Raw genomic sequence first — 21,907 nt, 5'->3', positions numbered from 1 at the left:
CCGGCGTGTCCCGGCGGGCGCGCGGCCCGCCCCGGTCACTCCGGCAGCGACTCCACCCGGGCCGCCGCCTCCCGGGCGCGGGCCCCGGCCCTGGTCCGGGCGGCGGTGACCTGCCGGTTGGGGAAGCGGTGCAGGTACTCGGCCTCCAGCTCCCCGGTGCGCAGCGTGTGCCGCTTCAGCGCCTCCTCCGAGCCGTACAGGAAGGTCTCGTGGCGCGTGCGGTGGAGCTGCTCCAGCTCGTGCAGCAGCGTGTCGTTGCCCAGGGCGTGCGGGGAGATGCCCGCGGGCCGGATGTGCGGGTCGTCGGCGTGCCGCATCTCGGTGCCTCCTCGGCGAAGTCCTCTCCTCCAGGGTGCCCGCGGAGCGCCGTCGGTGCACCCGTTCGCCAGCGCTCGGATCATAGGATGAATCCTTCACGACTTCCCAGGACCACCCGCTACAGCTCGGACAGATCGCACATGCCGCTTCCCAAGGCCGAACTCCACCTGCACATCGAAGGCACCCTGGAGCCCGAACTCGCCTTCGAGCTCGCCGCCCGCAACGGCGTCGAACTGCCGTACGCCGACACCGAGGCGCTGCGCGAGGCGTACTCCTTCAGCGACCTCCAGTCCTTCCTGGACCTCTACTACGCGCTGATGGCCGTGCTGCGCACCGAGGACGACTTCGCCGACCTCGCCGACGCCTACCTGGCCCGGGCCGCCGAGCAGGGCGTCCGCCACGCGGAGATCTTCTTCGACCCGCAGGCGCACACCGCGCGCGGGGTGCCGCTGGGCGCGGTGGTGGACGGGCTGACCCGGGCGCTGGAGCGCGGCGAGGAGCGGTACGGCATCAGTACCCAGCTGATCATGTGCTTCCTGCGGGACGAGTCCGCCGAGTCCGCGCTGGAGACCTTCGAGGCCGCCCGCCCGTACTTCGACCGGATCGCCGGCATCGGCCTGGACTCCGCCGAGGTCGGCCACCCGCCGGTGAAGTTCCGCGAGGTGTACCGCCGGGCCGCCGAGGCCGGGCTGCGCCGGGTCGCCCACGCGGGTGAGGAGGGCCCGGCCGGGTACATCACCGAGGCGCTGGACGTCCTCGGCGTCGAGCGGATCGACCACGGGCTGCGCTGCCTGGAGGACGGCGAGCTGGTCGCCCGCCTGGTCCGCGAGCAGATCCCGCTGACCCTCTGCCCGCTCTCCAACGTCCGGCTGCGCTGCGTCGACACCCTCGCCGACCACCCGCTGCGGGAGATGCTGGACGCCGGCCTGCTGGTCACCGTCAACTCCGACGACCCGGCGTACTTCGGCGGCTACGTGGAGGACAACTTCCGCGCCGTGCGCGAGGCGCTCGCCCTCGACCGGGAGACCATGCGCCTGCTGGCCGCCAACTCCTTCCGCGCCTCGTTCATCAGCGAGCGGCGCCGGGAGGAACTCCTCGCCGAGGTGGAGGCGTACGCCTTCTGACCTCTTCGAGCGGCGGCTCCGTGCGGCAGCTCCAGGCGTCGAGCGCGTCGGCCCGTCACCCGTCCAGGGGCGACGGGCCGACGCGCTCGTAGTGGAGCAGGGTGACGCCGTTGGTGAAGCGGTAGGTGTCCTTCAGGGCGAGCGGGAGGGGACGGTCGGCGGGGCGGAAGAAGAGGGTGCCGCGGCCGAGCACGACGGGGTGGACGTAGAGGCGGAACTCGTCGACGAGGTCCTGGGCGAGGAAGGACTCGGCCAGGTTCGCGCCGCTGAGGGAGAGGTCGCCGCCGGGGCCGGCGGTGAGGGCGGCCACCGTCTCGGGGGTGACCTCGCGGACGACGGTGGTGTTCCAGTCGGCGCGGTCCAGGGTGCGGGAGAAGACGGTCTTCGGCATCGCGCGCCAGATGCCCGCGAACTCGACCATCGGGGCGTCGGCGTCGGGATCCTGGTCGGCGGTCGGCCAGACGGAGGCCATCAGCTCGTGCGTCACCCGGCCGGAGACGAAACCACCCATCCGGGCGAGTTCCCGGTTGAAGTGGGTGTGCACCTCGTCGTCGACCAGGTTCCAGCCGAGGTCGTGGTCCGGCCCCTCGAAGTAGCCGTCGACCGAGAGGGACACGAAGAGAACGATCCTGCGGCGCATGGCACCCACCGGGAGGACGGTCCGCCGCCCTCCCCGCGGAACGGGAGGACGGCGGACGGCGATCAGATCAGGGTGCTCCAGTAGTACCAGAACCGGTTGAGGATCAGCAGCGCGATCACCGCGTACCACAGGGCCGGGACGACCCAGTGGTAGCGGGCCGCCTCCCGGACGGCCACCCGCAGCCGCGGGCCCACCGGGATCACGCCCGAGCGCAGGTTGTGCAGCGTGGTGTACCAGAACAGCGGGATCACCGCGGCCCACACCACCATGCAGTACGGGCAGAGCGCGCCGATCCGGTACAGCGCCTGGTACATCAGCCAGGTCACGAAGCCGGCCCCGAACACCGTTCCGGCCTGGAGACCGAGCCAGAACCAGCGCCGGAACGCCGCCCCCGAGAGCAGCCCGGCGCCGACCGCGACGACCACCCCGAAGGCGACCAGCCCGATCAGCGAGTTGGGGAAGCCGAAGGCCTCCGCCTGCTCGCTGCGCATGATCGAACCGCAGCTGATGATCGGGTTGATGTTGCAGTTCGGGACGTAGGACGGGTCCTCCAGCAGCCGGATCTTGTCCAGGGTGAGGACCGCCGAGGCGAACAGGCCGACCGCGCCGCCGATCAGCAGCAGCCAGGCGAACGGGCGGCTCGCGCCGGTACCGGGCCGCACGGCGGGGGAGCCGGCCGTCATCCGGTCACCTGCTCGACCATCGCGGTGAACTGCTCGGGGGAGACGGCCTTGCCGTTGCTCAGGACGTCCAGCTTCCTGCCGTCCAGCTTGACGGTCGGGGTGCCGGTGACGTCGCTCTTGTTGAACTCCTCGTTGACCTTGGCCGCCCAGGGGGCGTAGGTCCGGTCGGTCACCGCCTTCACGAAGGCGTCGGTCTTCAGGCCGGGCACCTGGCCGGCCAGGTCCAGGAGGTGGTTGACGTCGCCGAAGGCGTCGCTGCGCTCGTCGGGCTGGTTGGCGTACAGCACGTCGTGGAAGGCCTTGAACTTGTCCACGCCCTCGTTCAGCGCGGCGCCGGCGGCGGCCAGCGCGGTGCGCGAGCCCTTGCCGCCGAGGTTGTCGTCCAGGAACGTCGCCAGGTGGTACTCGACCTTGTACGTGCCGTCGTCGGCGAGCTGCTGGATCGCCTTGCCGGTGGTGGTCTCCAACTGCTCGCAGAACGGGCAGCGGAAGTCCTCGTAGACCTCCAGGGTGTGCGGGGCGTCGGCCTTGCCGTAGGTGACCACGGTGCCGTTGTCGCCGCCCGCGTTGGCCGGGACGACCAGCGGGCCGCTCGCGGCGTCCGAACCGGAGCCGGAGGAGCCGCCGACGGCGAAGGCCACGCCCGCCGCGAGGGCGAGCACGGCGGCGGAGACGCCGCCGACCACCACCCGGCGGCGAACGCGCTCGGAGCGCTCGGCCTGGGCGCGGGCGGCGCGCATGCGGTCGGTGGCGGCGGTCTTCTCGGCAGTCCTGCGGATGTTGCTCATGGTGTCGTCCTGTGCTCTCGGGCGTACGGGAGGGCGCGCGCGGCCGGTCGGGGCCTGCGCGAGGGGGGAGAGACAGCCGACTGAGCGGGTTGGGGCGGGCGGGAGGCCCGCGGCTCAGACGGCCAGGGCGAACACCGGCGGACCACGCCGGACGGCCGGACGGACGACGACGTCCTCGGCGGGGACCAGCACGCGGCTGGCCCGGGGGAACGGCGCCCGCGCCGGCGGACGGGCCGGCAGCGGGGCGGCCAGCAGCCGCAGCCAGCGGGCGGCGGCCGGGAGGTGGCGGTGCAGGAACTCGCCCAGCATCCGGACGGCGGCGGCCAGGCAGCACAGCGCGGCGTCGGCGCGGCGCAGCCAGTAGGCGCCGGCCAGCGCGATCACCGTGTGCAGCAGCAGGAGCAGCAGCACGCCGGTCCGCGCGGAGACGCCGTGGCCGAGCAGGAAGCCGCCGAGCGAGCCGCCGCCGCACAGCAGCGGTTGCAGGCCGTGCCCGGCGCCGGGCGGCAGCGAGGGACAGCTGCTCTGCGCGAGGTCGAACAGCGCGCCGGCGCCCAGCTCCAGCGGGAGGAACACCGCCGCGATCGCCGGGTAGCCGCGCTCGCGGCCCACCAGGGCGAAGGCCACCGCGAACACGGCGGCCGCGGCCAGCAGCATCGGACCGACCGGCAGCGCGCGGCCGGTGACCAGCACCTGGCCCAGCCCGGCGAGCAGCACGACCAGCGCGGCGAAGACCGCCGCGCGGAGCGTCCTGGTGACCGGGCCGATGTCCATGGGAACCGAGTCTGCCACAGGTTGAAACTGGAACGGTCTGTCGGGCGGGAGGCTGTGAAGAGCCTCACCACCCGTACTGAGCTGGGCTTATCCGGCGCTTACGGGTGGCCGTCGGCGGCGTTCACCCGTGCCTCGACCAGCTGCCGGAAGTGGTCCAGGTCCTCGCGCACCGCCCGCTCGATCGCCCCGGCCTGGGCGAAACCGCGCGGGCCGCCGAACTCCCGGTGCACCGCCTCCGGGTCGTACTCCACCCGGATCTGCACCCGGGTGTGCCGGGCGTCCAGCGGCCGCAGGGCGAAGGCGCCGCGCAGCCGGAGCGAGTCCAGGGTCCGCCAGGCCATCACCCGGCCCCGGCCGCGGTCGGTGATCTCGGCGTCGACCGCGCGCTCGGCGCCGGCGACCTCCACGCCGAGGTGTGCGAGGTTGCGGCCGTGGGGGTGGGCGGTGCGGACGCCGTCGACGAACCGGGGGTACTCGTGCACGCGGTGCAGCTGCTCCCAGGCGGCGAGGACGGGGGCGGCGATGTCGATCTGTTCTTCGAGGGTGCTCATGGGGGTGGGACCTCCCTTGGGTCCAGCGTGCGCCTGGGGGTGGGGGTGGGCAATGGGGGCTCTCGGGAGGGTGGGGGCCGGGGGCGGCTCCGGGGGTGGGTGCTCCGGGGGCTGGATGATTTTCAGACTGCCGATCCTGTGGATGAGGGCTACCGCCGTTGGCAGTCTGAAAATCACCCGTCACGCCCCTCTCCGCACCCACCCCCTACGCCGCCCCCTTCCGCAGCGCGTCCCTCTCGCTGGGGAGGGAGGGGGGAGGGGTGGGGTGTGTGCGTGGGTGGGGGAGGTGCGGGTGGTGGGGGTGTGTGCTGGTGGGTGGGGTGGGGGGTGGGTTCTGGGCGGGCGCGCGGGTGGGGGTGGGGCGGGGGAGACTGGGCGCATGCCGGAGTTGCCTGAGGTTGAGGCGCTGAGTGCCTTTCTGTCCGAGCGGTTGACCGGGCGGGTGATCGCCCGGGTGCTGCCGGTGGCGATCAGTGCGCTGAAGACGTACGACCCGCCGGTGGGTGAGTTGGAGGGGCGGACGGTCGGGGCGGTGACCAGGCGTGGCAAGTTCCTGGACATCGAGGCGGAGGGGCTGCACCTGGTGGTCCACCTGGCGCGGGCGGGCTGGCTGCGGTGGAAGGACGGTCTGCCCGTCGAGCCGCCGCGGCCGAGTCCGCGCAATCCGCTGGCGTTGCGGGTGCGGTTGGAGGGCGAGGCCGGGGACGGGTTCGACCTGACCGAGGCGGGGTCGAAGAAGGGGCTGGCGGTCTACGTGGTGCGGGATCCGGGGGAGGTGCCGGGTGTGGCCCGGCTCGGGCCGGATCCGTTGGACCCGGCCTTCGGCCTGGCGGACTTCGCCGCGCTGCTGCGTGGCGACCGGCGTCGGCTCAAGGGGGTGCTGCGGGACCAGAGCGTGCTGGCGGGGGTGGGCAACGCCTATTCGGACGAGGTGCTGCACGCGGCCCGGATGTCGCCGTACAAGCAGGCCGCCAGCCTGACCGAGGACGAGGTGGCCCGGTTGTACGAGGCGCTCGGTGGCACGTTGCGCGAGGCGGTGGAGCGGTCGCACGGGTTGGCGGCGGGGGAGCTGAAGGCGGAGAAGAAGCTCGGGCTGCGGGTGCACGGCCGGACCGGACAGCCCTGTCCGGTGTGTGGCGACACCATCCGTGAGGTGTCCTTCGCGGACTCCTCGCTCCAGTACTGCCCGACCTGTCAGACCGGGGGCAAGCCGTTGGCGGACCGGCGGTTGTCGCGGCTGCTGAAGTGATCCCCGCCCAGCCAGTGCCGACGCCGAAACGTTCCCACTGGCTGAGTTCGACGTCGTCCTGCGGGCCCTGGCGGGAAGTCCTGACCCGACGTCATGGCCACGTCCGGGTCCGTACGCCGTCGGAGTGGTGGTCGGGAAGGGCGGTGGCGGCCGGGGGATGCATTCAAAATGCTGTCAGATCGTCAGATTACTTCGCGTAGATTGTTGCTGGTTGCGGCTGGAATGTCCCTCCTGGGGGCGGCCGCCGGATGTCGGAGCACCTGGAGCGACGGGGAGGGCGGCGCCGCGGCGGGGGCTACCGACGCGGTCGTCCCGTCCGCCCCGGCGGGGCCCGAGGGGGTGCCGGCCGGGCCGGGGGCCGTGCCGGCCGCGGCGTCGGCGGCCCCGGCGGGCACGCCGTCGGCGGCGCCCTCCCCGGCGGCCCCGTCCGCCGCCGTGCCGAGTGCGGTGCCGGTGCGCCGGGTGCTCACCGAGGCGGAGAGCAAACCGGTGTACGACCTGGACCCGGAGCGGAAGGTGGTGGCGCTCACCATCGACGACGGCCCGGATCCGCGGCACACGCCGACCGTGCTGGCGCTGTTGGAGCAGTACGGGATCAGGGCGACGTTCTTCCTGATCGGCGAGAACGCGGCCGAGCACCCCGCCCTGGTGCGGGAGATCGCGGACCGCGGCCACCACATCGCCAACCACACCTGGACCCATCCGGACCTGCGGCACCTGTCCGAGGCCAAGGTGCGGGACGAGTTGGAGCGCACCTCCGACCTGCTGCACCGGGCGACCGGCCGGCAGCCGACCTGGTTCCGCGCGCCGGGCGGGGACTGGTCCACGGCCTCGCTCAGGGTGGCCGCCGACCTGGGGATGCGGAACATGGCCTGGTCGGTGGACCCGCGGGACTGGGCCCGGCCCGGGACCCCGGCGATCATCGACCGGATCCTCAAGGGCGTCCGGCCCGGGTCGATCGTGCTCAACCACGACGGCGGCGGGGACCGGTCGCAGACGGTGGCGGCGCTGAAGTCGTACCTGCCGGTGCTGGTCGACTCGGGGTACTACTTCACGGCGCCGCCCAACTGAGTCGACCGCCGTCCCGGTCGCGGCTTCAACCTCTAAACCACCCAAAAGGGTGGATTAGAGGAACCGTTTCTGCGGTTTTTTGGCCTCTAGGGTGATCTCGCATCAGTTCACCGGGTACCGCCGAGTACCACCTGAAAGGCCCTCACTCATGCGTCTCCGCAACGCCGTGCTCGCTGCCGCCAGCGCCATTGCCCTCGTCATCGCCGTTCCGGTCTCCGCCGACGCCGCGCAGGGCGAACTCCGCTACAAGGCCGGCCCCGGATCCACGAGCGGGCTGTTCAACCCGCCGAGCGGCGAGTGCATCGACATCCCGGAGGCGACCCCGCAGGAGCCGGCCTTCGCCCCGCAGAACCTCACCCGGTCCACGGCCACGGTCTTCCTGGACTTCGGCTGCGCGGGCGACACCTACTACGTGATGAACCCCGGCAAGAAGCTCGGCGACCGGCTGAAGCTGCGCTCCGTCGTCTTCTCCTGAGCGCGCGGTCACCGCGGATCGGCCCCACCGCACTTCCTGTGGGGCCGTTCGGGTGAGTGGCGTAGCGTGACTGGGGAGGGGGGCGCCGTCCCGGCCGCGGAGGAGGAAGTCATGTCCGTACGGGAACTGGACGCGGAGAAACAGGAGGCCTTCGGCGGGCGCGTGCTGGAGGTCCTCAACGACTCCTGTCTGGGGCTGATGACCAGCATCGGCCACCAGACCGGGCTGTTCGACGTGATGGCAGGGCTCGCTCCCTCGACCGGCGAGGAGATCGCCCGGGCTGCCGGCCTGAACGAGCGCTACGTGCGCGAATGGCTGGGCTGCATGGTCGTCGCCGGGTTCGTGGAGTACGACCCGCAGGAGCGCACCTATGTGCTGCCGCCCGAGCACGCGGCGTCACTGACCAGGGCCGCCGGGCCGGACAACCTGGCCGGGATGATGCCCTTCCTCGCGATGATGGGCGAGGTCGAGCAGGAGCTGCTCGGGCACTTCCGCACCGGCGGCGGGATGCCCTACTCGGCGTACCCGCGCTTCCAGCGGCTCCAGGCCGAGGAGACCGCCCGGGTGTACGACCTGGCCCTGGTGGACGCGATCGTGCCGCTGGTGGACGGGCTCACCGAGCGGCTGCGGGCCGGCATCGAGGCGGTGGACATCGGCACCGGGCAGGGGCACGCCGTCACGGTGCTCGCCCGGGCGTTCCCGGAGAGCCGCTTCACCGGCATCGACATCTCCGAGGAGGGGATCGCCGCGGCCCGTGCGTCGGCGGCCGACCTGGGCCTGCGCAACGCCCGGTTCGAGGTCGCCGACTCGGCCACGCTGACCGGGGAGTACGACCTGGTCACCGCCTTCGACGTGATCCACGACCTGGCCCGCCCGACCCGTACGCTGGCCGCCGTCGCGGGCGCGCTGCGGCCCGACGGCGTCTTCCTGATGGGCGACGTCGCCGCCAGCAGCGAGCTGGCGGAGAACATCGGACACCCGCTGGCGCCGGCGCTCTACACCTTCTCGACCTTCTACTGCATGACGGTCTCGCTCGGCGAGGGCGGGGAGGGGCTCGGGACGGTCTGGGGCGAGCAGACGGCGCGGCGGATGCTGGCGGCGGCCGGGTTCCGGTCGGTCGACGCGAAGCGGATCGAGGGGGACGTGCTGAACCTGTACTACGTGGCGCGGCTCGACGGGGCGGCGGCCAACGGCTGACCGGCCCGGGGTGGCCCGGGCCGGACGGGCGGCGTAGGTTCGAACTGTCCGGCCCGGTCGCCGGCGCCCCGCCGTGCCCCTACGCCCCGCCGTCGTCGTACGGCCCGCTGTGCCCGTGGTCGGGCTTCGCGGCCTGGGCAGAGCGAAGGAGGGCCTGGGATGACCGGCAACGGCTACGCGCACCCCGAGACGTTGGTCCGCACCGAATGGCTGGCCCACCACCTGGACGACGGGACGATCCGGGTCGTCGAGGTGGACGAGGACACGCAGGCCTACGACCGGGACCACATTCCCGGAGCGGTCGGCTGGAACTGGACCACCGATCTGCACAGCCAGGTCGGCCGGGACTACATCGACCGCGACGGCGTCCAGCACCTGCTGCGGGCGGCCGGGGTCGAGGACGACACCACCGTGGTGCTCTACGGCGGCAACAACAACTGGTTCGCCGCCTACGCCTACTGGCTGTTGCGGCTGCGCGGCTTCGGGCCGGTGCGGCTGCTGGACGGCGGGCGCAAGAAGTGGGAGCTGGAGGGCCGAGAGCTCACCCCCGAGGTGATGGACTACCAGCACACCGGTTACCGGCTCACCGGGCCCGAACGGCCGGAGCTGCGGGCACTGCGGGACGAGGTCCTGGCCAAGGCCGAGGTGTTCGCCAAGCCCGGGGCGGACTCGGTGCTGGTGGACGTCCGCTCGCCGGCCGAGTTCCGGGGCGAGCTGATCGCGCCCCCGCACCTGCCGCAGGAGCAGGCGCAGGTGCCCGGGCACATCCCGGGCGCGGTCAACATCCCCTGGTCGCAGGCGGCCAACGACGACGGGTCGTTCCGCTCGGCGGAGGAGCTGCGGGCGCTGTACGGGGGCCGGGGCGTGGAGTCGGAGCGCGAGGTGATCGCGTACTGCCGGATCGGCGAGCGGTCCGCGCACACCTGGTTCGCGCTCACCGAACTGCTCGGGTACCCGCACGTGAAGAACTACGACGGCTCGTGGACGGAGTACGGCTCGCTGGTACGGGCGCCGGTGGCGCTCGGGGCGTGAGCGGAGGGCGAAGTCGTCATTTCCGCTCGTTTCTTTTCATGAACATCTCACCACAGGGGAGTGGAGCAGGGGCTTCCGGGACAAGGATCGATCCGACCCAATCATTCCGGTGATCCCTGGAGGACCACGTGCGCAAGAGGCTGATCGTCTCCGCTGCCAGTGCCCTGAGCCTGTTCCTGGCCGTCCCCGCCTCGGCTTCCGACTTCCAGGCCGGCACGGCCGGGGTCGGCGACTCGTACTACCCGACATACGGCAACGGCGGTTACGACGTCTCGCACTACGACATCCGGCTGAAGTACCAGCCCGCCACCGACGAACTGGAGGGCACCGCCACCATCCTGGCCACGGCGACCCAGGACCTGTCCCGGTTCAACCTCGACTTCGCGCTGAACGTCTCGGAGGTCCGGGTCAACGGGCGGCTCGCGGCCTTCACCACCAGCGGCGAACAGGAGTTGGAGATCACCCCGGCCCGGCCGCTGGCGAAGGGCTCCCAGGCCACCGTGGTGGTGCGCTACAAGGGCGTGCCCTCCACGGTGAAGAAGTACGGCTTCACCAGCTGGCACCGCACCCCGGACGGCGCCGTGGCGGCCAACGAGCCCGAGGCGGCCTGGTGGTGGTTCCCGAGCAACGACCACCCGAGCGACAAGGCCACCTACGACGTCTCGGTGCTGGTGCCGGACGGCAACCAGGTGATCAGCAACGGCGTGCTGGCCGGCACCTCCTCCCAGGCGGGCTGGACCCGCTACAGCTGGCGCGAGAACAAGCCGCAGGCGACGTACCTGGCCACGCTGGCGGTCGGGAAGTTCGACATCACCCGGGACACCACGGCCAGCGGGCTGCCGGTCTACAACGCGTACAGCAAGGACCTGGGGGAGAACGCCGACGCGGCCCGGGCGAGCGTCGAGCGCACCGGCGAACTGGTCGACTGGCTGAGCGGATACCTCGGCGAGTACCCGTTCAGCTCGGTCGGCGGCTACGTCCCCAACGTTCCGACCGGCTACGCCCTGGAGACCCAGACCCGGATCTTCTACAGCCCCCGGCAGTTCGCCAAGGGCTCCAACACCTCGGTGGTCGTGCACGAGTTGGCGCACCAGTGGTACGGCGACAGCGTGTCGCTCTCGCGGTGGAGCGACATCTGGCTGAACGAGGGCTTCGCCCGGTACGCGCAGTTCCTCTGGTCCGAGCACGAGAACGAGGGCACCGCGCAGGAGTTGGCGGACTACGTGTACGCCTCGCACCCGGCCGACGACCCGTTCTGGACCATCAAGCCGGGCGACCCGGGCCCGGACGACCAGTTCTCCAGCGCCGTGTACGAGCGCGGCGCGGTGGCCGTCCAGGCGCTGCGCAACGCCGTCGGGGACGAGAAGTTCTTCCAGATCCTGAAGGGTTGGCCGACCGAGCGTCGCTACGGCAACGCCACCATCCCGGAGTTCCAGGCGTACGCGGAGAAGGTCTCCGGGAAGAAGCTCGGCGACGTGCTGAACACCTGGCTGTTCACCGCGGGCAAGCCCGCCGTCGGGCCGGTGCCGCCGGGCGCCGCGGCCGTGGCCTCGCCGGCGCCGGCGGTGGGTGCTGGTGCGGACGCGGGGCAGCTGCCCGCCGAGCCGAAGTCCTGGAAGAAGATCCAGGACACCAACTCGCTGCACGAGGCGCACAACTGACGGATCCAGATGACCCGGGCTCGCGGGCTCGCGTACGTGTCGTGACGGCTTCGCAGCGCTGCTGCGGAGCCGTCATTTCGGCGCGTTTCCTACCGTGAAGTCCGCCCGGGCCGGGAGTGGGTGGGGGGTCCTCGGGACAGGGATCGATTCAATCCCATCCATCCGGTGATCCCTGGAGGACCACGTGCGCAAGAGGCTGATCGTCTCCGCTGCCAGTGCCCTGAGCCTGTTCCTGGCCGTCCCCGCTTCGGCCTTCGGCTTCCGGCCCGGCGCGGACGGCGTCGGGGACCCGTACTACCCGACCCTCGGCAACGGCGGCTACCGCGTCTCGCACTATGACATCCGGCTGAAGTACCAGCCCGCCACCGACGAACTGGAGGGCACCGCCACCATCCTGGCCACGGCGACCCAGGACCTGTCCCGGTTCGACCTCGACTTCGCGCTGAACGTCTCGGAGGTCCGGGTCAACGGGCGGCTCGCGGCCTTCACCACCAGCGGCGAACAGGAGTTGGAGATCACCCCGGCCCGGCCGCTGGCGAAGGGCTCCCAGGCCACCGTGGTGGTGCGGTACAAGGACGTGCCGTCCACGGTGACGAAGTACGGCGGCTACACCGCCTGGCGCCGTACGCCGGACGGTGCGGTGGTGGCCGGCGAGCCCGTGTCGGCCGGGTGGTGGTTCCCGAGCAACGACCACCCGAGCGACAAGGCCACCTACGACGTCTCGGTGCTGGTGCCGGACGGCAGCCAGGTGATCAGCAACGGGGTGCTGACCGGTACCAGCTCGCAGGCGGGGTGGACCCGCTACAGCTGGCGCGAGAACAAGCCGCAGGCGACGTACCTGGCGACCCTGGCGATCGGCAGGTTCGACATCACCCGGGACACCACGGCCAGCGGGCTGCCGGTCTACAACGCGTACAGCAAGGACCTGGGGGAGAACGCCGCCGCTGCGCGGGCGAGCATCGAGCGCACGGGTGAGCTGGTGGACTGGCTGAGCGGCTACTTCGGCGAGTACCCGTTCAGCTCCGTCGGCGGCTACGTGGCCAACACCCGGTCCGGAGGCGCGCTGGAGACCCAGACCCGGATCTCCTACGGCCCCGCGTTGTTCGCCCGGGGCTCCAACACCTCGGTGGTCGTGCACGAGTTGGCGCACCAGTGGTACGGCGACAGCGTGTCGCTCTCGCGGTGGAGCGACATCTGGCTGAACGAGGGCTTTGCGCAGTACGCGCAGTTCCTCTGGTCCGAGCACGAGAACGAGGGCACCGCACAGGAGTTGGCGGACTACGTGTACGCCTCGCGACCGGCCGACGACCCGTTCTGGAGCGTCAAGCCGGGCGACCCGGGGGAGGACAACCAGTTCTCCGCCGCGGTGTACTACCGTGGCGCGGTGGCCGTCCAGGCGCTGCGCAACGCCGTCGGGGACGAGAAGTTCTTCCAGATCCTCAAGGGCTGGCCGACCGAGCGCCGGTACGGCAACGCCACCATCCCGGAGTTCCAGGCGTACGCGGAGAAGGTCTCCGGGAAGAAGCTCGGCGACGTGCTGAACACCTGGCTGTTCACCGCGGGCAAGCCCGCCGTCGGGCCGGTGCCGCCGGGCGTCGCGGCCGTGGCCTCGCCGGCGCCGGCGGTGGGTGCTGGTGCGGACGCGGGGCAGCTGCCCGCCGAGCCGAAGTCCTGGAAGAAGATCCAGGAGGCCGGCGCGGTGCACGAAGCCCGTCACTGACGGCATGCGGGAACGGGCCGGTGGTTCCGCGCGTACGGCGGAGACCGCCGGCCTCGGCCTACGCCGCTCCCGGGCCGTCCGCCGCCAGCAGTTCGGTGAGGCGGCGGACGGCGAAGGGTATGAGGTCGCGGACCGGGAGCAGTCGGCAGGGCGCGCTGCCGACCAGGACCTCCCGGATGCCCGCCCACTCCTCGAACTCCCGTCCCACGACCGGGAAGTGGGTGTCGTTGTCGTCCGCCACGTCCGGCGCCTCGATCCAGACCCGCTCGCCCTGGATCGCCATCGGGAAGCGGCGGAGCTTGAGCCGGCGGTTGGGCGCGAAGGTCTCGGCGTAGTGCAGGAAGGTGTTGCGGTTGTGGCCGACGCCGACCAGCAGCACGTGCCCGCCGAGGTCGTGCAGTGCGCCGAACGGCGACTCCCGACCGACGGCGAAGCCGAGCGAGCGCCGGGCGGTGACCTCCCGGGCGTGCGCGCCGACGGCGGCGACCGAGACCTGCGGGTGGGTACTGCGCAGGCTCTCCGGCAGGGCGCGCAACGCCTCCGCCACCGCGCCGGTCGCGCAGGGCAGCCCGGAGTGGAACAACGGTACGTTGGAACGGAGTTCGGCGACCTCGGGGCTGGGCGGGCCGGTGTGCCCGGGGGCCGGGTCGCGGACCGTGTCGGCGGTGAAGGTGGGCGCGGCGACGGTGCCGCCGGGCCCGACCGCCTCGCGCAGACTGGCCACCACGGCCGCCGCGCCGCCCTCGACCCGGCCGAGGCTGGAGAGCGAGGAGTGCACGATCAGCGCCATGCCCTCGCGGACGCCCGCCCGGCGCCAGCCCTCGACGAGGCCGGCGGTGGCGAGCCGGCTGGTGCCCGGTGCGGTCATGGTGGTGCCCCCTGGTGACGGTGGTGCTGTTCGTACTGGGATCGTTCGGGGCCGACCATAGCGGGTGGCACTGACATCCGGTCAGGACGGGGCGCGTTCGCGGGATCAGGGGCGGTCGGCGGGCCGGAACCGCGGGTAGTCGGTGTAGCCGGCGGCCTCCTGGCCGTAGAGGTGGGTGGGGTCGACGGGGGCGAGCGGGGCGTCGGCGGCGAACCGCTCGGGCAGGTCGGGGTTGGCGATGAAGGCGCGGCCGTAGGAGATCAGGTCGGCCAGGCCGGAGGTCAGCACCGCCTCGCCGCGCTCGCGGTCGGTGGCGGCGCGGTTCTCGCCGACGTTGCCGATCAGCGGGCCGGACCAGCGCGGGCGCAGGTCGGCCAGGGCCGGGTAGTCGTCGTTGTCGGTGAGGTGGAGGTAGGCCAGGCCGAGGCCGTCCAGTTCGGCGAGCAGCGCGCGGTAGACCGGTGCGGGGTCGGCCTCGTACATGCCGAACTGCGGGTTGCCGGGGGACAGCCGCAGGCCGAGGCGGTCGGGGCCGACGGCCTCGGCGACGGCGGTCACCAGCTCGATGGGGAAGCGCAGCCGGTCGGCGAGGGTGCGGGGGCCGTACTCGTCGGTGCGCAGGTTGGTGTTGTCGGCCAGGAACTGGTGGATCAGGTAGGAGTTGGCGCCGTGCAGTTCGACGGCGTCGAAGCCGGCCGCGAGGGCCAGCCGGGCGGAGTCCACGTGGTCGGCGATCGTCCGGTGGATCTCCTCGCGGGTCATCGCGCGCGGGGTGACGGCCTCGGCCTTGCCACCGTCCCTGATGTGCACCGGGCCCGGCGCGGGCACGGCGGAGGGGCCGGCCGGGACGTCGCCGAGCAGCCGGTTGAGCGGGTGCCCCTGGCGCCCGCCGTGCATCAGCTGGGCGGCGATCCGCCCGCCGGCGGCGTGCACGGCCTCCGTCACCGCCCGCCAGCCGGCCGCGTGCGCGGGCGTCTCCAGGCCGGGCAGGCGCCAGCCGGACTGGCCCTGCCGGCTGGGCCAGATGCCCTCGGTGACGATCAGGCCGGCGCCGGCGCGCTGGGCGTAGTGCTCGGCGACGACGGGCAGCGGCGTACCGTCCTCGGCGGCCCGGTACCGCGTCATCGGGGCCATGACGACGCGGTTCGGCAGATCGAGCCGGCCGAGGCGGTACGGGGTGAGCAGGGAGGAGGTGGTGGTCGTGGTCATGCCGGTACGGTAGAACCTGACACCAGTGTCAGGTTCAAGCGTGATCGGCGGTCGCGGGTCCTGTCGCGGCGGCGTGGGTGGCGGGGACCGTGCGGGCGTCCGGTTCGGCGTCCGTTTCGGTGTCCGATTCGGCCTCGGTGAGGATCAACTCCTCGATGCCGTAGAGGAACCGTTCCATCGCCGGGCGCGGCAGCACGGACGGGTCCGCCGTCATGGCCAGGCTCAGCGCCTCGGCGGACTGCAGGGCGTCCAGGGCGTAGGTCAGGCCCGGGCGGGGCTCGAACTCCACCGGCCAGGTGAGGGTGGTCCGGTCGCCGCCGGGGTCGGCGGTGGCCGGGAGCAGCTCCCGGGTGTCGTTGAACACACAGGAGCGGTCGGCCAGTTCAACCCCCTCGGCGGTGAGCCGGTCGGTCTCGGCGGCCAGTGCCAGCTTGTCGTAGTACGCGTGGCGGTAGGTGCCGATCGCGGCGGCGTGGGTGCGGCGCACCACCTCGCCGAACTCGGCCGTGGCGTCCGGGAGGTGGAACAGCCCGTCGCCCGCGACCACGCTCACCGCGTGGGCCAGTCCGGGCAGGAAGCGGTTGTTGACCACGACGTTCAGCACGGCCTCGGAGGTGCCGGCGAGCCGGGCGGTCATCGCGGCCGTCGCGGCGAGCAGCACCGAGCCGGTGCTGACCCGGTGCCGGGCCGCCACCCGTTCGACGGCTCGGGGCAGCGCGGGGGAGCGGAGCACCGCGTTGGGGAACCGGGCGGGCTGCTCGGCGGCCGGCGGGAAGAGCCGGGCCGGGCCCAGTCGGAGCTTGCGCACGAACTGGGCGCGGGCGCCCGCGTCGCGCCGCTGCCCCCGCTCGGAGGTCTGGAACCCGGCCTCCTCCAGCGGCTGCTGGGCGGGTTCGCGCAGCTCGGCCAGCTCCTCGGGGGTGCTGCCGAGGCAGAGTGCGGACAGGTCGGCGACCAGCCGGCTCATCCCGGAGCCGTCCACCGCGGTGTGCGAGAGCACCAGGCTGATGTGCCGGACCAGCCCGTCCGCCGTCACCGCGCCGATCCGGATCGGCCACTGGGCCGTGGTGTCGAAGGCCTGCGCCGCCAGCTCCTGGTGGAGTCGGGCGCCGAGTTCGGCCGGGTCCTGCTGCTCCCCGGCGGGTTGCAGGTGGACGCCCAGGGTGCCTTCGCCGTCGACGACCTGGCGCAGGCCGCCGGTCCCGTCCGGGAGCAGCCGGGTGTGCAGCGAGTCGTGCAGGTGCAGCAGCCGCTCCAGTGCGGCGAGTAGGACGGGCAGCGGCAGCCCCGGGTCCAGCGGCGCCGCGGTGGCGATGTTGTAGCGCGGCGCGTCGGCCGGCGGCAGCTGTCGTACGGCGTCCCAGATGGCCCGTTGGCCCCAGGTGGCCGGTCCGGAACCGGCCCGTCCGGACGAGAAGGCGATCTCCAGCAGTTGGCGAGTGGTCACCGATCGGCTCTCCGTAGTGCGGTGGTCGTTTCGTCGTGCCGGTGCGTTGGGAGCGCGGGTGCTGCTGGGGAGAGTGTGGCGCACCGGCCGCCGTGCGTCGAGACGGTTCGGGCGGCGGCTCCTCGCCCGGCGTCGCGGCGCCGGCGTTTTCGGGGGTTCCACGAGTCTCTTGATGTGAAGTATCTTGATGTCGAGATTGACACCGGTCGTGCGACCGCCCTACTCACGGACACGCGCGACCCACACCACGGACGGGGGCCTGCCATGCGGGGGAACGGACTGATAGCGCAGCTGAGGCGGCCGCCGGGCGGGCGGGACGCGCGGATCATGCTGCTGGCGCAGTGCGTCGACCGGACCGGAACGGGGGTGTGGGCGGCCGCCTCGGTGCTCTACTTCACCTACGTGTGCGGGATGGACGCGCGGCAGCTCGGGCTGCTGCTCGGGGTGGGTGCGGTGGCGGGGATCGCCGGCTCCCCGCTGGCCGGGCGGGCGGCCGAGCGGGTGCCGGTGCGGTGGCTGCTGATCGGCTGCCACCTGCTGCGGCTGGGCGCGATGGGGCTGCTGCTGGTGGTCGACGACTTTGCCGCCCTGCTGCCCGTGGTGGCCCTGATCTGTCTGGCCGAGCGGGCCGCCAAGACGCTGGAGATGCTGTTCGCGACCCGGGTGGCGGGCGAGCGGCGGGCCACCTACCAGGCGCTGTTCCGCAGTGTGGCCAACGCCGGGTACGCGCTGGGCGCGGGCATCGCGGCGATCGGGCTGGCGGTGGGGACCACGGGCGCCTACCGGGTGCTGATCCTGGCCAACGCGCTGTCCTACGTGCTGGCCGCCGTGCTGGTCTGGCGCACCCGGGAGCCGTCCGGGCGCGGCCTGGTCGCGGCCAAGGCCGGCGACGAGCCCGCCGGGGCGCCGTCCGCCGTGCCGAGCCCCTGGCGCGACCGCGGCTACCTGCGGTTCGTCCTGCTGGACATGCCGCTGAACCTGGACGACTCGATCCTCAACGTCGGTCTGCCGCTCTGGCTGGTCCACCACACCGGCGCGCCGCACGCCGTCGTCCCGGTCTTCCTGGTGCTCAACACGGTGCTCGTGGTGGTGCTGCAACTGCGGGTCTCGGCCCGGGCGGAGGGAGCGCTCGGGGCGGCCGCGGCGGTGCGCTGGTACGGGGTGACGGTGCTGGCCGGCTGCGTGCTGATCGCGCTCGCCACCGGCGCCGGGCCGGTGGTGGCCTCGCTCGCGCTGCTGGCCGCGGCGATGCTGGTCACCCTGGCGGAGCTGCTGCGCTCGGTGAGCTCCTGGGAGCTGGCGGTCGTGCTGGCCCCGCCGGGCGCCCGGGCCTCGTACCTGGGGGTCGCCGGGATGTCCCAGTCGGTGCAGAAGTCGGTCGGGCCGCTGCTGCTGACCGGGGTGGTGATGGCCGCCGGGCCGGTCGGCTGGCTGGGGCTCGGCGCGGCGACCGTCGGCCTCGGCGCGCTCCAGCGCCGGGCCAGTCTGCGGCGGCTGGCGGCGCTGGGCCGGGCGGCCGACGGCGCCGGGGCCGAGCCGGCCCGGTCGGCCACCGTCCCGGTGGGCTGAGCGGCGCAGGCTGAGCGGCGCAGGGCCGAGTGGCGCCGGGCTGAGCCCTGGTGGCTGGGCGGGGCCGCTCAGTGGGCGGCGGCCGTGACCGGGCGGTGGCGGAGCATCCAGGCGGCTGCCGGGGCGGCGCACAGGGCCGCCAGGGCCAGCGCCCCGACCGCCACCAGCCCGACCGGGCGCCACGGCAGCGCCCACGGGCCGGGCGTGCCCATGACGCCCAACGCGGCGTGCATGGCGCCGAGTTGGGCGGCGGCGACGGCGCAGCCGAGCAGCACGCCGACCGCCGCCACCAGCACCGCCTCGGCGGTCACCAGGCGCACCACCTGGCCCCGGGTGGCACCGGCCAGCCGGAGCAGGGCGAGTTCGCGGCGGCGGTCCCCGGTGGTGGTGAGCAGCGTGTTGGCGAGCGCGATCGCGGTGTACAGGAGCGCCAGGCCGAGCACCAGGACGGTCCGGAGCCAGGCGATCCGGCCGGCCGCGGGGGAGGGGGCGAGCCCGTCGGCCCGGTCGAGCACCGTCGCGCCGTACGGGCGCAGGGCGGTGCGGGCGCGGTCGAGGGCGGCCGTGCCGTCGGTGCCGGGGGCGAGCCGCGCCTCGATCCGGTCCACCCGGGCGCCGGGGGCGTTGGCGGCCGTGACGTACAGCCCGTTGTCGCCGAGGCCGTCGCGGAGCACGGCGGCGACCCGCAGGACGGTCCGGCTGCCGTCGGCCCGGACCACCGGGACCGGCTCGCCGACCGTACGGCCCCACTCGGCGGGCAGGACCAGCGAGTCGTCGTCGAGGTCGGCCGGGGAGCCGGCCAGCAGGGGGAGGCGGGCGAGGGCGGCCAGCCCGGCCGGGTCGGCGGCGCGGGCCTCGGAGCGGACGGTGACGCCGTCCGGCTCGACGAGGGCCAGGGGCGTGGGCGCGGTCGCCGAGACGGCGGTCACCCCGGGGACGGCCCGCAGGGCGGAGACCAGCGGCGCCGCCGGTCCGGCGGGGCGGACGACCAGGTCGGCGGCGGTCCGGGCCCCGGCCTCGGCGGCCCGGGCGGCGCCCACCGTGTCCAGCGCGCCGGCCAGCGAACCGGTCAGCGCCACCGCCACCAGCACCGGCGCGGCCACCGCACCCGTCCGGCGCAGCGCGGCGGCGGCGTTGGCGGGCACCAGCCGGCCCTGGTAGCCGGTGAGCCGGGTGGGCAGCAGCAGGCCGAGCGCCCGGACCAGCGGCGGCGCCAGGAGTGGGGAGAGCAGGCCGGCCGCGCAGATCAGCCACATCGGCTGGGTGGTGTACGTCTTGCGGTGCAGCAGGTCGGCAGGGTCGGTGGCGAGCGCGGTGCCGGCCAGCGCGGCCGCGGTGAGGAACAGGCCGAGGCCGAGCAGCAGTCGGCCGCGGGTCAGCACCCCGGAGTCGAGGTCGGCCGCGCGCAGGGCGTCCAGCGGGCCGACCAGGCCCGCACGGCGGGCGGCCGCCGCGACCCCGCCCAGGGCGACCAGCAGGCCGGTCCAGAACGCGGCGTGCAGCGGCCAGGCCGCACCGCTCGGCGCGAAACCGGGCGGGGCCATGCCGACCCCGGACAGCCACCGGACGAGCATGGGCGCGCCGAGCCGGCCGAGCAGGCAGCCGGTGGCCGAGGCGGCCGCGCCCAGCAGCAGCGCCTCGGTGAGCACCGTGCGGCGGACCTGCGCCCGGGTGGCCCCGGCCAGCCGGAGCAGGCCGAGTTCGCGGCGGCGGCGGACGACGGCGTAGGAGTAGGTGGAGGCGACGACGAACGCCGAGACGAACGCGCTCACCCCGCCGGCGGTGCCGAGCGCGGCGACCAGCGAGACCAACTCCCCGCCGCCGGGCGGCGCGTCGAGCGCGGCGGCGAGGCCCAGCAGCATCACGGCGGTCATCGCGACGCCGAGTGCGAGGGCGAGGAAGGCGCCGAGCAGGGAGGGCCAGCGCGTGGCGAGGGAGGAGAGGGCGATCCGCAGCGTTCTCATGGCGTCCAGCGAACCGGCCGGGAGCGGGGGCGGTCAGCAGCCCGGGGCCTACTGCGCGGGGTAGGGGCTGCCCTACCCGTAGGGGAGGTCCCTGGTGGCGGCCGTCCGGTGGGCGGCCGCCCGGTGGCGGGGAAAGGTAGGCCGGGCCCTACCGAAAGGTAGGCCGGGCCCTACCGCGGGACGTCCGTCCGGTGCCTAGGGTGGGCCGGACGGTTTCGCGCGACGGAGGGGGCACGGTGAACTGGGGCACGGCGGCCACGGCGGGTACGACGGGAGGGGCGGGCGCCGGGAGCCGCTGGGCGTCGCCGGTCCGGGCCGGGTTCCTGCGCTCCGACGCCCCCTGGCGGGCGGTCGGCTACCTGCTGGCCACCGGCCTGAGCGGGCTGCTGCTCTGCTTCGGCCTGCTGCTGTCGGGCCTGGTCGCCGGGATCCTGGCGGTGGTGCTGGTCGGGCTGCCGCTGGCGGCCGCGCTGGCGCTGGCCGGGGTGCCGATCGCCGCCTGGGAGCGGCGGCTGGTCCGGTTCCTGGACGGCGGCCGGGTGCCCGACCCGCACCTCGTCCCGCAACATCCGGGCCTGGCCGCCTGGTTGCGGCTGCGCTACCGCGAGCAGGCGACCTGGCGGGAGCTGGGCTTCGCGCTGCTGGCCGCCTTCGTGCTCTGGCCGATCGACCTGGTGGTGGCCGGCTGCTTCCTCGCCGTCCCCGGCTATCTGATCGCGGCGCTGCCGCTGCTGCTGCGGGACGGCGAGCAGGTGAACGTGCTCAAGGTGGTCGTGGTGCACTCGCCGATGGTGGCCGCCCTGCTCGGCCTGGCCGGACTGCTGCTGCTCCCGCTGCTCGCCTACCCGCTGGCCGTCCTGGCGGCCGCCCGGGCGGCGCTGGTCCGGCTGGTGCTGGCGCCGGGCGGGCAGGAACAGCGGATCGGCGAACTGGTGCGCTCCCGGGCCCGGTTGGTGGACGCCTTCGAGGCGGAGCGGCGCCGGATCGAGCGCGATCTGCACGACGGCGCCCAACAGCGGCTGGTGGCACTGGCCATGGCGCTCGGACTGGCCCGGCTGGACGCGCCGACGGACGGGCCGCTGGCCGCCCGGCTGGCCGAGGCGCACCGGGAGGCCGGTGAAGTGCTGGCCGAGCTGCGGGAGTTGATCAACGGCATCCATCCGCAGGTGCTCACCGACCACGGCCTGCCGGAGGCCTGCGCGGACGCCGCCGACCGCTCGCCGGTCCCGGTCGCCACCCGCTTCGAGCTGCCCGGGCGGCTCCCGGCCCCGGTCGAGTCGGCCGGCTACTTCGCCGTCACCGAGGCGCTCGCCAACCTCGCCAAGCACAGCGGAGCGAGCGGCGCGACGGTCGAAGGGCGGTATGCGGAGGGCCGCTTGACGATCGAGGTGACGGACGACGGCCACGGCGGCGCCGACCCGGCGCGCGGCACCGGACTGATCGGGCTGGCCGACCGGGTCGCGGTGGTGCACGGCACACTGACCGTCAGCAGTCCGCCCGGCGGACCGACCCTGGTGCGGGTGGAGATCCCCTGCGCCCCGATCGACCGAGGAGCGGCGTGACGACC

General features: G+C 73.7%; 20 protein-coding genes. 10 read left to right on the top strand and 10 right to left on the bottom strand.

What is annotated here, in order from left to right:
- Positions 1-35: 35 nt before the first annotated feature.
- Positions 36-317 (bottom strand): DUF6158 family protein, encoded by a 282-nt coding sequence (locus tag ACZ7RU_RS25125; RefSeq protein WP_360339450.1) that lies wholly within the window; start codon positions 315-317, stop codon positions 36-38.
- A 141-nt stretch (positions 318-458) separates the two neighbouring features.
- On the opposite strand from ACZ7RU_RS25125, the gene ACZ7RU_RS25120 reads away from it, so the two are divergent.
- Positions 459-1,442, top strand: a complete 984-nt coding sequence (locus tag ACZ7RU_RS25120; RefSeq protein ID WP_470343217.1) for an adenosine deaminase — start codon at positions 459-461, stop codon at positions 1,440-1,442.
- A gap of 55 nt (positions 1,443-1,497) precedes the next feature.
- On the opposite strand, the gene ACZ7RU_RS25115 is transcribed toward ACZ7RU_RS25120, so the two are convergent.
- The 5 genes from ACZ7RU_RS25115 to ACZ7RU_RS25095 form a co-directional block, all read right to left on the bottom strand.
- Positions 1,498-2,082 carry a dihydrofolate reductase family protein gene (locus tag ACZ7RU_RS25115; protein ID WP_470343216.1) on the bottom strand — a complete coding sequence of 195 codons (585 nt, stop codon included), beginning with the start codon at positions 2,080-2,082 and terminating at the stop codon, positions 1,498-1,500.
- 62 nt (positions 2,083-2,144) lie between these two features.
- Positions 2,145-2,765, bottom strand: a complete 621-nt coding sequence (locus ACZ7RU_RS25110; protein WP_470343215.1) for a vitamin K epoxide reductase family protein — start codon at positions 2,763-2,765, stop codon at positions 2,145-2,147.
- A complete protein-coding gene (locus ACZ7RU_RS25105; RefSeq protein ID WP_470343214.1) occupies positions 2,762-3,553 on the bottom strand; it encodes a DsbA family protein in 792 nt (263 codons plus the stop codon). The genes ACZ7RU_RS25110 and ACZ7RU_RS25105 overlap by 4 nt, the downstream gene beginning before the upstream one ends.
- Positions 3,554-3,667: 114 nt before the next feature.
- Positions 3,668-4,327 carry a hypothetical protein gene (locus tag ACZ7RU_RS25100; protein WP_470343213.1) on the bottom strand — a complete coding sequence of 220 codons (660 nt, stop codon included), beginning with the start codon at positions 4,325-4,327 and terminating at the stop codon, positions 3,668-3,670.
- 98 nt (positions 4,328-4,425) lie between these two features.
- Positions 4,426-4,878, bottom strand: coding sequence for an SRPBCC family protein (locus tag ACZ7RU_RS25095; RefSeq protein ID WP_470343212.1), 453 nt, complete (start codon positions 4,876-4,878; stop codon positions 4,426-4,428).
- 379 nt (positions 4,879-5,257) lie between these two features.
- On the opposite strand from ACZ7RU_RS25095, the gene ACZ7RU_RS25090 reads away from it, so the two are divergent.
- The 7 genes from ACZ7RU_RS25090 to ACZ7RU_RS25060 all read left to right on the top strand — a co-directional run bounded on the left by ACZ7RU_RS25090 (position 5,258) and on the right by ACZ7RU_RS25060 (position 13,283).
- Complete coding sequence (locus ACZ7RU_RS25090; protein WP_470343211.1) at positions 5,258-6,127, top strand: Fpg/Nei family DNA glycosylase; 870 nt, start codon at positions 5,258-5,260, stop codon at positions 6,125-6,127.
- Positions 6,128-6,562: 435 nt separating this feature from the next.
- Entirely contained in the window at positions 6,563-7,198 is a 636-nt protein-coding gene (locus ACZ7RU_RS25085) for a polysaccharide deacetylase family protein (RefSeq protein ID WP_470343210.1), read from the top strand.
- 148 nt (positions 7,199-7,346) lie between these two features.
- Entirely contained in the window at positions 7,347-7,673 is a 327-nt protein-coding gene (locus ACZ7RU_RS25080; RefSeq protein ID WP_470343209.1) for a hypothetical protein, read from the top strand.
- Positions 7,674-7,784: 111 nt separating this feature from the next.
- Entirely contained in the window at positions 7,785-8,870 is a 1,086-nt protein-coding gene (locus tag ACZ7RU_RS25075) for a class I SAM-dependent methyltransferase (protein ID WP_470343208.1), read from the top strand.
- Between the two features lie 159 nt (positions 8,871-9,029).
- Complete coding sequence (locus ACZ7RU_RS25070; RefSeq protein WP_470343207.1) at positions 9,030-9,902, top strand: sulfurtransferase; 873 nt, start codon at positions 9,030-9,032, stop codon at positions 9,900-9,902.
- A gap of 128 nt (positions 9,903-10,030) precedes the next feature.
- Positions 10,031-11,563: a M1 family metallopeptidase gene (locus ACZ7RU_RS25065; RefSeq protein WP_470343206.1), complete on the top strand. Its 1,533-nt coding sequence runs from the start codon at positions 10,031-10,033 to the stop codon at positions 11,561-11,563.
- Positions 11,564-11,747: 184 nt separating this feature from the next.
- Complete coding sequence (locus ACZ7RU_RS25060; RefSeq protein WP_470343205.1) at positions 11,748-13,283, top strand: M1 family metallopeptidase; 1,536 nt, start codon at positions 11,748-11,750, stop codon at positions 13,281-13,283.
- A gap of 58 nt (positions 13,284-13,341) precedes the next feature.
- Here ACZ7RU_RS25060 and ACZ7RU_RS25055 read toward each other — a convergent pair whose 3' ends face one another.
- The 3 genes from ACZ7RU_RS25055 to ACZ7RU_RS25045 all read right to left on the bottom strand — a co-directional run bounded on the left by ACZ7RU_RS25055 (position 13,342) and on the right by ACZ7RU_RS25045 (position 16,807).
- Complete coding sequence (locus ACZ7RU_RS25055; RefSeq protein WP_470343204.1) at positions 13,342-14,151, bottom strand: AAC(3) family N-acetyltransferase; 810 nt, start codon at positions 14,149-14,151, stop codon at positions 13,342-13,344.
- Positions 14,152-14,256: 105 nt separating this feature from the next.
- Positions 14,257-15,360: an alkene reductase gene (locus tag ACZ7RU_RS25050; protein WP_470343203.1), complete on the bottom strand. Its 1,104-nt coding sequence runs from the start codon at positions 15,358-15,360 to the stop codon at positions 14,257-14,259.
- Positions 15,361-15,394: 34 nt separating this feature from the next.
- The gene (locus ACZ7RU_RS25045) at positions 15,395-16,807 is read right to left on the bottom strand and encodes a condensation domain-containing protein (protein WP_470343202.1); all 1,413 of its coding nucleotides are present in this window, start codon (positions 16,805-16,807) and stop codon (positions 15,395-15,397) included.
- Positions 16,808-17,071: 264 nt separating this feature from the next.
- On the opposite strand from ACZ7RU_RS25045, the gene ACZ7RU_RS25040 reads away from it, so the two are divergent.
- The gene (locus ACZ7RU_RS25040) at positions 17,072-18,376 is read left to right on the top strand and encodes an MFS transporter (protein WP_470343201.1); all 1,305 of its coding nucleotides are present in this window, start codon (positions 17,072-17,074) and stop codon (positions 18,374-18,376) included.
- A 68-nt stretch (positions 18,377-18,444) separates the two neighbouring features.
- Here ACZ7RU_RS25040 and ACZ7RU_RS25035 read toward each other — a convergent pair whose 3' ends face one another.
- Complete coding sequence (locus ACZ7RU_RS25035) at positions 18,445-20,340, bottom strand: FtsX-like permease family protein (RefSeq protein ID WP_470343200.1); 1,896 nt, start codon at positions 20,338-20,340, stop codon at positions 18,445-18,447.
- A gap of 236 nt (positions 20,341-20,576) precedes the next feature.
- Here ACZ7RU_RS25035 and ACZ7RU_RS25030 point away from each other — a divergent pair, with 236 nt between their 5' ends.
- A complete protein-coding gene (locus ACZ7RU_RS25030) occupies positions 20,577-21,902 on the top strand; it encodes a sensor histidine kinase (protein ID WP_470343199.1) in 1,326 nt (441 codons plus the stop codon).
- Positions 21,903-21,907: the final 5 nt, after the last annotated feature.

Source organism: Kitasatospora sp. NPDC114501 (assembly GCF_055633695.1).
This window is presented reverse-complemented; position numbering and strand designations above follow the sequence as displayed.

Coding starts and splice junctions, on each gene's coding strand:
- ACZ7RU_RS25095 (WP_470343212.1), bottom strand. CDS start 4,878: ATGAGCACCCTCGAAGAACAGATCGACATCGCCGCCCCCGTCCTCGCC.
- ACZ7RU_RS25110 (WP_470343215.1), bottom strand. CDS start 2,765: ATGACGGCCGGCTCCCCCGCCGTGCGGCCCGGTACCGGCGCGAGCCGC.
- ACZ7RU_RS25120 (WP_470343217.1), top strand. CDS start 459: ATGCCGCTTCCCAAGGCCGAACTCCACCTGCACATCGAAGGCACCCTG.
- ACZ7RU_RS25100 (WP_470343213.1), bottom strand. CDS start 4,327: ATGGACATCGGCCCGGTCACCAGGACGCTCCGCGCGGCGGTCTTCGCC.
- ACZ7RU_RS25055 (WP_470343204.1), bottom strand. CDS start 14,151: ATGACCGCACCGGGCACCAGCCGGCTCGCCACCGCCGGCCTCGTCGAG.
- ACZ7RU_RS25040 (WP_470343201.1), top strand. CDS start 17,072: ATGCGGGGGAACGGACTGATAGCGCAGCTGAGGCGGCCGCCGGGCGGG.
- ACZ7RU_RS25125 (WP_360339450.1), bottom strand. CDS start 317: ATGCGGCACGCCGACGACCCGCACATCCGGCCCGCGGGCATCTCCCCG.
- ACZ7RU_RS25080 (WP_470343209.1), top strand. CDS start 7,347: ATGCGTCTCCGCAACGCCGTGCTCGCTGCCGCCAGCGCCATTGCCCTC.
- ACZ7RU_RS25075 (WP_470343208.1), top strand. CDS start 7,785: ATGTCCGTACGGGAACTGGACGCGGAGAAACAGGAGGCCTTCGGCGGG.
- ACZ7RU_RS25115 (WP_470343216.1), bottom strand. CDS start 2,082: ATGCGCCGCAGGATCGTTCTCTTCGTGTCCCTCTCGGTCGACGGCTAC.
- ACZ7RU_RS25035 (WP_470343200.1), bottom strand. CDS start 20,340: ATGAGAACGCTGCGGATCGCCCTCTCCTCCCTCGCCACGCGCTGGCCC.
- ACZ7RU_RS25105 (WP_470343214.1), bottom strand. CDS start 3,553: ATGAGCAACATCCGCAGGACTGCCGAGAAGACCGCCGCCACCGACCGC.
- ACZ7RU_RS25050 (WP_470343203.1), bottom strand. CDS start 15,360: ATGACCACGACCACCACCTCCTCCCTGCTCACCCCGTACCGCCTCGGC.
- ACZ7RU_RS25090 (WP_470343211.1), top strand. CDS start 5,258: ATGCCGGAGTTGCCTGAGGTTGAGGCGCTGAGTGCCTTTCTGTCCGAG.
- ACZ7RU_RS25070 (WP_470343207.1), top strand. CDS start 9,030: ATGACCGGCAACGGCTACGCGCACCCCGAGACGTTGGTCCGCACCGAA.